General features: G+C 73.0%; 9 protein-coding genes. 2 read left to right on the top strand and 7 right to left on the bottom strand.

What is annotated here, in order from left to right:
* Positions 1 to 289: 289 nt before the first annotated feature.
* Positions 290 to 1,582: a bifunctional o-acetylhomoserine/o-acetylserine sulfhydrylase gene (locus AC5LUJ_RS12745; RefSeq protein ID WP_250284451.1), complete on the top strand. Its 1,293-nt coding sequence runs from the start codon at positions 290 to 292 to the stop codon at positions 1,580 to 1,582.
* 22 nt (positions 1,583 to 1,604) lie between these two features.
* Entirely contained in the window at positions 1,605 to 2,747 is a 1,143-nt protein-coding gene (metX, locus tag AC5LUJ_RS12740; RefSeq protein ID WP_250284449.1) for a homoserine O-acetyltransferase MetX, read from the top strand.
* Positions 2,748 to 2,839: 92 nt separating this feature from the next.
* Here the strand turns inward: metX and AC5LUJ_RS12735 are convergent, their stop codons facing one another.
* The 7 genes from AC5LUJ_RS12735 to AC5LUJ_RS12705 all read right to left on the bottom strand — a co-directional run.
* Positions 2,840 to 4,231, bottom strand: coding sequence for an acyl-CoA carboxylase subunit beta (locus AC5LUJ_RS12735; protein WP_250284447.1), 1,392 nt, complete (start codon positions 4,229 to 4,231; stop codon positions 2,840 to 2,842).
* 549 nt (positions 4,232 to 4,780) lie between these two features.
* The gene (fabF, locus tag AC5LUJ_RS12730; protein WP_250284445.1) at positions 4,781 to 6,007 is read right to left on the bottom strand and encodes a beta-ketoacyl-ACP synthase II; all 1,227 of its coding nucleotides are present in this window, start codon (positions 6,005 to 6,007) and stop codon (positions 4,781 to 4,783) included.
* Positions 6,004 to 6,252: an acyl carrier protein gene (locus AC5LUJ_RS12725; protein ID WP_047221415.1), complete on the bottom strand. Its 249-nt coding sequence runs from the start codon at positions 6,250 to 6,252 to the stop codon at positions 6,004 to 6,006. Before AC5LUJ_RS12725 ends, fabF begins: the two co-directional genes overlap by 4 nt.
* A 146-nt stretch (positions 6,253 to 6,398) precedes the next feature.
* Positions 6,399 to 7,337, bottom strand: a complete 939-nt coding sequence (locus AC5LUJ_RS12720; protein WP_250284443.1) for a beta-ketoacyl-ACP synthase III — start codon at positions 7,335 to 7,337, stop codon at positions 6,399 to 6,401.
* A complete protein-coding gene (locus tag AC5LUJ_RS12715) occupies positions 7,334 to 8,320 on the bottom strand; it encodes an ACP S-malonyltransferase (protein ID WP_250284442.1) in 987 nt (328 codons plus the stop codon). Before AC5LUJ_RS12715 ends, AC5LUJ_RS12720 begins: the two co-directional genes overlap by 4 nt.
* 223 nt (positions 8,321 to 8,543) lie before the next feature.
* Positions 8,544 to 9,800: a PucR family transcriptional regulator gene (locus AC5LUJ_RS12710; RefSeq protein WP_493464981.1), complete on the bottom strand. Its 1,257-nt coding sequence runs from the start codon at positions 9,798 to 9,800 to the stop codon at positions 8,544 to 8,546.
* Between the two features lie 126 nt (positions 9,801 to 9,926).
* Positions 9,927 to 10,522 (bottom strand): lytic transglycosylase domain-containing protein (locus tag AC5LUJ_RS12705; protein WP_493464980.1); only part of this gene is annotated, 596 nt, incomplete at its 5' end.

Below are 10,522 nucleotides of genomic sequence, written 5' to 3'. Positions count from 1 at the left end.
CCCCGTCCCCGAGAGATTGGCCCCGTCCCCGAGGAGAGGCCCTTCCCGGGGACAGGGTCTGCTTGTGGGTGCTAGAGTCCGAAATGTGCGCTCCCGGTCAATCATGTCGTGCGACATGCGGGGGTACCCGGCGCGCCCGTTCGTGGACGAGGCCTGTTGTCCCGCCTGACGGCCGTTGGTGATGTTCGTAATCCATGTGGCCGTGACCCGGCGGTCGCGTCCGTCCCGGTATGAGTGCTAACGCGGCCTGTCCGGCGCAGCCGCCCATCTCCGGGGAGGATCACGTTCCATGTCAGCAGAGAGCTGGTCGTTCGAGACCCGCCAGATCCACGCCGGCGCCCAGCCGGATCCGACGACCGGCGCCCGCGCCGTGCCGATCTACCAGACGACGAGCTACGTCTTCCGGGACACCGACCACGCCGCCGCGCTGTTCGCCCTCGGTGAGACCGGCAACATCTACACCCGGATCGGGAACCCCACGCAGGACGTCTTCGAGCAGCGGATCACCGCGCTCGAAGGGGGCGTGGGAGCGCTCGCGCTGTCCTCGGGCCAGGCCGCCGAGACCCTGGCGATCCTGAACCTCGCCGAGGCCGGCGACCACATCGTGACCTCGGCGAGCCTGTACGGCGGCACGTACAACCTGTTCCACTACACGCTGCCCAAGCTGGGCATCCAGGTCAGCTTCGTCGAGGACCCGGACGACCTCGACGCCTGGCGCGCCGCGATCGCCCCGAACACCCGGGCGTTCTACGGCGAGACGATCGGCAACCCCAAGGGGGACGTGCTCGACACCGCCGGGATCGCCGAGGTCGCGCACGCCGCCGGTATCCCGCTCATCGTCGACAACACCCTGGCCACGCCCTACCTCTACCGGCCGTTCGAGCACGGCGCCGACATCGTCGTGCACTCGGCGACGAAGTTCATCGGCGGCCACGGCACCGCGATCGGCGGCGTGATCGTCGACGGCGGGCGGTTCGACTTCGGCGCGTCGGGCCGGTTCGCGAACTTCACCACGCCCGACCCGAGCTATCACGGGCTGGTCTACTGGGACGTCCTCGGCCATGGCTCCTTCATCGCCAAGGCGCGCGTCCAGCTGCTGCGCGACATCGGCGCGGCGATCTCGCCGTTCAACTCGTTCCTCCTGCTCCAGGGTCTGGAGACGCTCTCCCTGCGGATCGAGCGGCACACCGCCAACGCCCAGCGGGTGGCCGAGTGGCTCCAGGCGCGGGACGAGGTGAGCTGGGTCAACTACCCGGGGCTTGCGTCGTCGAGGTGGTACGACCGGGCCCAGCGGGTGCTGCCGAAGGGCGCCGGCGCGATCCTGTCGTTCGGGATCGTCGGCGGTGCCGAGGCGGGCCGGAAGTTCGTCGAGGGCGTGGAGCTGTTCAGCCATCTGGCCAACGTCGGCGACGTACGTTCGCTGATCATCCACCCGGCCACCACGACGCACTCGCAGCTCACCGAGGCCGAGCAGGCGAGCACCGGGGTGACCCCCGACCTCGTCCGCCTCTCCGTCGGGATCGAGGGCATCGACGACATCCTCGCGGACCTCGACGCCGGCTTCCGTGCCGCCAAGGGCTGACAGCGCCAGCCCGGACGGGGCGGTGGGCGAGCGCCTGCCGCCCGTCTCCGGCGGGTGGCGGGCCGGGCGCGACCCGGCCGGGGCACGCCGGTTCGTCGAGCTGCCCGGCCCGGTCGAACTGGAGAGCGGGGCGTCGCTACCCGGCGTGACAGTGGCCTATGAGGCGTGGGGGCGGCTCGACCCGACGGCGTCCAACGCCCTGCTGGTCCTGCACGCGCTGACCGGTGACAGCCACGCCGCCGGCCCGGCCGGCCCGGGGCACGCCAGCCGCGGCTGGTGGGATGCGATGATCGGTCCGGGCCGGCCGCTGGACACCGAACGCTACTTCGTCGTGTGCCCGAACGTCCTGGGCGGCTGCCAGGGGACGACCGGCCCGTCCTCGGCCGCCGCGGACGGGCGGCCCTGGGGCAGCCGCTGGCCGCGGATCACCATCGGTGACCAGGTGCTGGTGGAGGCGCTGCTGGCCGACGCGCTCGGGATCCGGCGCTTCGCCGGCGTGGTCGGCGGGTCGATGGGGGGGATGCGCGCCCTGGAATGGGCGCTGCGCCACCCCGGCCGCGTCGCCAGGGCGGTGGTCGTCGCCTGCGGGGCGGCGGCGACCGCCGAGCAGATCGCCCTGTACTCCACCCAGATCGCGGCGGTCACCGCCGACCCCGGCTGGCACGGCGGGGACTACCACCACCAGCCCGCCGGTGCCGGCCCCCACACGGGGATGGGGCTGGCCCGCCGGATGGCCCAGGTCAGCTACCGCAGCGAGCGGGAGCTCGCCGGCCGCTTCGGCAACCGGGCGCAGCCCGACGGCCGTTTCGCGGCCGAGTCCTACGTCGAGCATCACGCGGACAAGCTCGTCCGCCGGTTCGACGCGGGCAGCTACGTGGCCCTGACCCGGGCGATGATGACCCAGAACGCCGGCCACGGCCGGGGCGGGGTGGCCGCGGCGCTGGCGCGCTGCCCGGTGCCGGTCGCGGTGGCCGGCGTCGACTCCGACCGGCTCTACCCGCTGTACCTCCAGCGTGAGATCGCCGATGCGGTGCGGGTGCCCGCCCTGGCCGGCCGGCTCGCGGTGATCCGGTCGCTGTACGGGCACGACGCGTTCCTGCTGGAGGCCGACCAGGTCGCGGACGTCATCCGGGAGGCGTTGGACGCCGCGCCCGCCGTCCCGTAGGCAGGGCTGGAACAGCTGGGACAGCCGGGACAGCCGGGACGACGGGCGCGGCAGCGATCACGCCTACACCGGGGCCTACAACGGACCGGGGCCTACAGCGGGATGTTGCCGTGGCCCGCGGTACCTGCCGGGGCGGCGGCGATGGCCTGGGCGACCGCCGCCCTGGTGTCCGCCGGGGTGACCACGGCGTCCACCACGCCCAGCTCCACCGCGCGGTCGATCCCGCCGACCACGCGCACGTGCTCGGCGGCGAGCTCGGCGACCACCTCCGGACGGCGCTGGGTCGGGACCTCGGCCAGCTCGCGCCGGTGGAGGATCCCGACGGCGGCCTCGGCGCCCATCACCGCCACCTCCGCGGTCGGCCAGGCGAACACGGCCGTCGCGCCCAGGCTGTGCGAGTTCATGGCGACATAGGCGCCACCGTAGGCCTTGCGGGTGACGACGGTGACCCGGGGCACGGTGCACTCGGCGAACGCGTACAGCAGCTTCGCGCCGCGCCGGACCACACCGTCCCACTCCTGGCCCACACCGGGCAGGTAGCCGGGGACGTCGACCAGGACGACCAGCGGCACGCCGAAGGAGTCGCACATCCGCACGAAGCGGGACGCCTTCTCCGCGGACGTGGCGTCCAGGCAGCCGCCGCGGCGCAGCGGGTTGTTGGCGACCACGCCCACCGTCCGGCCGCCGAGCCGGCCCAGGGCGGTGACGATGTTCGGTGCCCAGCGGGGGTGCAGCTCGACCACGTCGTCGTCGAGGATGCCCGCCACCAGCGGGCGGACGTCGTAGGCGCGGCGCGGCGACTCCGGCAGCAGGTCACCGAGCTCGCGGGCCTCCACCGCGGCGATGCCGCCCTGCTCGCCGAGCAGCGCGCACAACCGGCGGGTCCGGGCGACGGCGGCCTCGTCGGAGTCGCAGGTGACGGCGACGACCCCGCTGCGGCGTGCGTGCACGTCGGGCCCGCCCAGGCTGTCGGCGGTGCAGTCCTCACCGGTCACCGTCCGTACGACGTCCGGGCCGGTGACGAAGACCTTGGCGGCCGGGCCCATCACGACGATGTCGGTCAGCGCGGGGCCGTAGGCGGCGCCACCGGCGGCGGCGCCGAGCACCAGGGAGATCTGGGGGATCCGCCCGGAGCTGCGGACCGTGGCCGCGAACACCCGGCCGACCCCGTCGAGGGAGGCCACTCCCTCCCGCAGCCGGGCCCCGCCGGAATGCCAGATCCCGACCACCGGGCGGCGCAGGCGGGCCGCCGCCTCGATGGCGTCGACGATCCGCGTGCAGCCCTCGCGTCCCATCGCGCCGCCCTGGATGGCCGCGTCGGTGGCGAAGGCCACCACCGGGCTGCCCTCGACGGTGCCCACTCCCGCCAGCACGCCGGAGGTGTCCGCGGCGGCGAAGGGCTCGAAGGTGCCGGGGTCGAAGAACTGGGCCAGCCGGGCCGACGGGGCACGCGGGTCGGTGCGTTCGAGCGTGGAGAGACTCACCGTTTATCTCCTTGGGATCCCTGGGTCAGTGACGAGAGCAGGCGAGCGCCCGCGGGCCGCGCCGCGGCCGGTGGGCTCATCGGATCATCGTTCCCGTTTGCGACCGGACGGGTCCTCACGGTTTTCTGTCGTAGTCACCCGTAATTTCCCGTTGTTTATGTCGGACAGCGGCCGGGGCATGTGATCCGCTGGTTGTCAGCACGAAAAAAGCAGGCGGAGAGAAGGAGCGGAGAAAAGAAGAGAAAGCGGAGGAACCAGAACAGGGAAAGCGGGGCGGAGAACCGGCACCCGCGCGCAGGAGCACCCGGCCACCGACCGCGCCGGCCGGATGCGACGGTCGGTACCGGGTGTTCGCCATGAACATCCGGCTGAACGGGCTAGCTGAACGGACTGACTGGACAGGACGCGAACCGGCCGGGCGGAATCACCGACAGGGTGGATGCCGGGTCCGGTGACCAGCGGTGGGACGCGTCGTTCCCGTCAGGGTGCCGGTGGGACGCCGGGGCGGCCCGGCCGGTCGGTCGGCCCGGCCGGTCGGCCGGGCCGCGCTCAGGGGGTGAAGACGAGACAGACGTCGTGCCCGCCGAAACCGAACGAGTTCGACAGGACCGCGCCCGCGGGGATGGCACGGTTGTCGATGGACACCACGTCGAGGTCGATCTCGTCGTCGAGAGCGTCGAGGTTGCGGGTGGCCGGCACGACCCTGTCCCGCAGGGTGAGGACGGCTATCACCGCCTCGACCGCCCCGGCCGCCCCGAGCAGGTGCCCGGTCATGGACTTGGTGGAGGTCACCGCCACCCCGTCCAGGGTGTCCCCGAGCGCGGCCCGCAGCGCGTGGGCCTCGGCGACGTCCCCGATGGGGGTGGAGGTGCCGTGGGCGTTGATGTGCACGAGGTCGGCCGGGGTCAGCCCGCCGGAGTGCAACGCCGCCCGCACGGCCCGCGCCGCGCCGGCGCCGCTGGGCTCGGGGGCGGTCACGTGGTAGGCGTCCGCGCTGGTCCCGGACCCGGCCAGGGTGGCGTACACCCGCGCGCCGCGGGCGGCGGCGTGCTCGGCGGACTCCAGGACGAGGGCACCGGCGCCCTCCCCGAGGATGAACCCGTCCCGTCCCTTGTCGAACGGCCGGGATGCCGCCTGCGGGGCGTCGTTGCGTCGGGACAGGGCCTGCATCTGGGCGAACCCGGCGAGCGGCAGCGGGTGGATCGCCGCCTCCGACCCGCCGGTGATGGCCACGTCCGCCCGGCCGGCCCGGATCATGTCCAGGGCGTAGCCGATGGCCTCCGCTCCCGACGCGCACGCGCTGACCGGGGCGTGCACCCCCGCCCGGGCGGTGAAGGCCAGCCCCACGGTGGCGGCCGGGCCGTTGGGCATGAGCATCGGCACCACGTGCGGGGAGACCCGGCGTGGGCCCCGCTCGCGCAGTACTTCGTACTGGTTGAGCAGGGTCAGCACCCCACCGATACCGGAGCCGACCACCGCGGCGAGCCGTTCGGGGTCGACCTCGGGCGTTCCGGCGTCGGCCCACGCCTCCCGGGCGGCCACCAGAGCCAGCTGCTGCACGCGGTCGAGGGTGCGTGCCTCCAGCCGCTCCAGCGGGGGTTCCACCGCGGCGGGCGCGGCGATGTGGACCGGAAGCTGCTCGACCCACTCGTCGGTCAGCCGGCGCACACCGGAGCGGCCCGCGAGCAGGCCCTCCCACGTGGAGGCGACGTCGCCGCCGAGAGGGGTGGTTGCCCCGAGGCCGGTGACGACGACCTGCCTGGGGGTCGCGGTCACGCGGCGACACCCGCCCGCTGGATGTAGGACACCGCGTCGCCGACGGTCTTGAGGCTCTTGACGTCCTCGTCAGGGATCTTGACGTCGAACTTCTCCTCGGCGGCGACGACGACCTCGACCATGGACAGCGAGTCGACGTCCAGGTCGTCGATGAACGTCTTGTCCGCGGTGACGTCGGCCGGGTCGACTCCGGCGACCTCCTCAAGAATTGCGGCGAGACCCTCCAGAATATCGGACTGCGACATTGTTTCTCCTGTTCTTCTCTGACGTCACGGACAACACGGGTGGATTTACCCGTGCCATCATCGGCCGAACGTGGTTCCAACTGGTGCGGGCTGTCGGAAGACGCGAACAACCAGGTTCGTGTCGTCCTCGGCCGGTGCGATGAATCCTATGGGCAACGTACGACCTGACCGCAGTAGGTCAGGCCGGCGCCGAAGCCGAACAGCAGGACGGGATCGCCCGGCCGCAGCTGGCCGCCGTCGAGAATCCGGCTGAATGCCAGCGGGATGCTGGCGGCCGAGGTGTTGCCGGACTCGACCACGTCGCGGGCGACCACGGCGTTCGTGGCGCCGATGCCGGTCACCAGCGCGTCGATGATCCTCAGGTTGGCCTGGTGCGGGATGACCCCGGCGAGCTCGGCCGGCGCGACCCCGGCGAGCTCACAGGCGCGCCGGACCGTCGGGGTCAGGGTGATGGCCCACCGGAACACCGTCTGGCCTTCCATGCGGAAGAGGTTGTCGCCGTACCCGGGGACCCTGATGGCGCCGGCCTTCCCGCCGTCGTGGCCCCAGACCGCCGGGCCGATCTCGGTGGTCGGGGCGGGCCCGACCACCGCGGCCCCGGCGCCGTCGGCGAGCAGGATGCAGGTGGAGCGGTCATCCCAGTCGGTGTAGTCCGACAGCCGTTCGGCGGCCACCACCAGGACGTGTCGGGCGCTTCCCACCCGGACCATGTCGGACGCCATCGACAGGGCGTACGAGAAGCCGGCGCAGCCGGCGTTGATGTCGAGCGCGCCCGCGCGCACGGCACCCAGCCGGTGCGCGATCTGCGGCCCGGAGCCCGGGATCTGGGACGGGTTCGTGCAGGTCGCCAGCAGTACAATGTCGAGCTCGGCGGCGTCGATGCCGGCCGCGGCGAGCGCCTTCTCCGCGGCCATCGATCCCATCGCGACGATGGTCTCGTCGGTGTCGGCGATCCGGCGGGTGGCGATGCCGGTCCGCGAGCGGACCCATTCGTCGGACGTCGCGACCCGCTTGGCCAGGTCGTCGTTGGTCACCAGGCGGGCGGGGCGGTAGGTGCCGATCCCCATCAGCCGGGAGCCGTTCACCGCGTCGCTCCCACGAGCCCGTCGGCGGCGGCCGGGCCGCCGCCATCCGGGCCGCCGCCACCCGGCGCGTCTGTGTGGCGGGCGATCAGTTCACGGGCCGCGGGCAGGTCGTCAGGTGTCTTCACAGCGAGGATCTGCACGCCGGTGAGCTCCCTTTTGGCTATGCCTGCCAGCGTCCCGGCGGGTGGTAGTTCCACAATCGCGGTCACCCCGAGATCACGCATACGGGCCAGGCACAGGTCCCACCGCACCGGTGCGGCGACCTGATCGACAAGGTGCTGGACCAGCTCGGGGCCGTTGTTGATGACAGTACCATCGGCGTTGGACAGCTGGGCCACGACAGGCGTCCGCGGGCGCAGCCCGGGGGCGATCCCGGCGAGCTGGTCGGTGGCGGGCCGCATGAAGTGGGTGTGGAAGGCGCCGGCTACGGACAGTGGGCGCAACCGGGTGCGTGGCGGCGGCTCCTCGGCGAGGCGGGCCAGTGCCTCGAGGGAGCCGGCCGCGACGACCTGCCCGGCGCCGTTGCGGTTCGCCGCGGTCAGGCCCAGCCCGCGCAGATGTTCGGTGACCTCGTCCGGGTCGCCGCCCACGACCGCCGTCATACCGGTGGGGACGCGCCGGGCGGCCTCGGCCATGGCCCGGCCGCGCAACGCGACGAACACCAGCGCGCTTTCGGCGTCCAGGGTACCGGCCAGGACAGAAGCGGTGATTTCCCCCACACTGTGGCCGGCGACAAGAAGATTACCCGTCCGGGGAAGGGAAAGCTGTTCGGCGGCGACAAGACCGGTCGCGACGATCAACGGCTGTGCGACGGCGGTGTCGCGGATCGTCTCCGCGGAGCCGTCGCTGCCGACGTCCACAAGGTCGATTCCGACGGCGGCCGACCACCACCGCAGCCGTGGCTCGACACCGCCGATCTCAAGCCAGGGTTTCAGCTGACCGGGAGTCTGGGCACCTTGGCCTGGGGCGAGGATAGCGAGCACCGGACCACCTAACCCTTCCTGACCGCCGGCTGTCGCTGGCGGGCACTCACCGTTGTGCCGTCGGCTCATTGTGGGAGCTCTACAAAGTGATTCGGCCGTCCCATATCTTTATTGCCCATCACCAGGCCGGTGGGGAATTCGGTGACACGGGCGACAAGTGATGGCAACGCGTCCCGCCGGGCCGGGCGCCGGTGCGCCCGTGCCGGTCGCGGCCGGCCCGCGGTCACACCGCGGCGAGCCGGCCCAGGATGAGCGCCACGTGCAGGGTGAACCGTTCCCGGTGGTCCGTCGGGTCGAGCCCGCACGCGTCGGCGGCTTTGCGGAGCCGGTAACGGACCGTGTTGGGATGCAGGTACAGGGCGCGGGCCGTGGCCTCCAGCGAGGCGCCGAGGTCGAGGTAGGCGCCCACCGTTGCCAGCAGCGGCGCCCCCGCCTCCCGCAGCGGCGTGTACACGTCCTCGATCAGGGCGCGGCGGGCTCCGGTGTCGCCGGCGAGGGCCCGTTCCGGCAGCAGCGCCTGCGCGGTCACCGGGCGCGGGGCGGCCGGCCACGCCGCGACCACGTCGGCCGCGGCCAGCGCCGCGTGCGCCGAGGAGGCGGCCGTGGCCAGGTCGGCGGCGACCGGGCCGATGATGACCGGACCGGGCCCGTAGGCCGGCAACAGGGCGTCGACGGCGTCGAGCAGGGCACGGCCGCAGCCGGCGGCGCCGGGCCGGGCCGGCCGCCGCGCGGCGGCGGCGGCGGTCACGAAGTCCCCGCCGACGATGACGACCAGCCGTTCGTGGTGGACGCCGGTGAGCACCTCCAGGCCGGCCCCGCGCCCGAGGCGGTGGACCTGGTCGACGACGACCTCGGGGGAGCGGTCCGGGGTGTCCCCGACGATCACCGCGACGGACGGCGGGTTGCGCCAGCCCAGCGCCGCCGCGCGTGACGGCAGCGCCCGCTCCACCTCGCCGCGCACGACGTGGTCCACGACGAGCGCCTCCAGCCGGGCGTCCCACGCGCCCCGCTCCTCGGCGGCGCGGGCGTAGACGACCGCGCCGGCGAAGGCGATGTCGCGGGAGTAGCGCAGCACGTCGGCGAGCAGCCGCTGCTCGTGCTCGGGGCCGGCCAGCGCGGGCACCTCGGCCTCGATCGCCTCGACCGCCACCCGCACCAGTTCGACCAGGCGGCGGAAGGTCACAGCCCGGACGAGGTCACGGGGAGCGACCCGGAACACGTCCCCGGACAGCTCCCGGGCGTGCTGGGGACTCCGGCACCACTCCACGAACGAGGAGATCCCGGCCTGTACCACCAGCTGGATGTCGGCCCGGTGCCGGGCCGACATGGGCGTGAACCAGGGCAGGACCTCGTGCATGCGGGCCACCGCGCGGCTGGCGAGCATGCCGCTGGAGCGTTCGATCCGCCGGATGACGTCCTCGACCGCCGGGTCGGCAGCGGGCGACGGAGTGGCGTCGGCGTCCGGCAGCGGCCGTGTCACCGCCCACCATTGTCGGTCATTGTTTTCTCCATCGGTTTTCCCGGGGCCCCGGGCGGCGTGCGCGGGGCCGCCGGCATATGTCCGGCGCCGGTGTGCCCGGTGCCGGTATGTCTGAAGTTGGCCTGTCTAGAGCTGGTCGTTGAAGCGGCTGGTCCAGTTGTGGACGTTCGCGACGTATGCTCGCGTCTCGGCGAAATCGGGAACTCCGCCGGCATCGCGGACAGCCGCGGGTCCCGCATTATAGGCGGCCAGGATCAACGAGACACGGTCGCCGGGCAGTTTCTGGACGAGCTGGGCCAGGTGGGCGTCGTAACGCGCGGCGGAAAGGATGGCGTCCGCCGGTTCCAACGGGTCGGCCGCGCCGTCGGCATTGCCGTCGACACCGAACTGTTCCCAGGTGCCGGGCAGGAACTGCATCATGCCGCGGGCACCCGCGCGGGACACCGCGTCGCGGTTGAACTTGCTCTCCACCCGGGCCTGGGCCGCGAGCTGGGCCGCGGTGAGGACACCGTAGACCGCCGCGGCGTTCTGGAAGAGGGGGATCAGGTCGCGCGGGACTCTTGACGCCGACCGGGAGGAGATACTCTCCCCACAGCTGGTGAGGACCGTGCTCAGGCAGGTCGCGGCCACGAGCAGGACCAGTATCTGCGGGGCGCCGCACGACGGGTGCCGCCGGGAGGCACCGCGTACCCGCCAGGACCGGCCGGGCCGGTGGTACGGGC

Source organism: Protofrankia sp. CiP1_Cm_nod3 (assembly GCF_982290655.1).
Note: the sequence above shows the minus strand (reverse complement) of the source record. Positions and strands in the feature narration are given on the sequence as shown.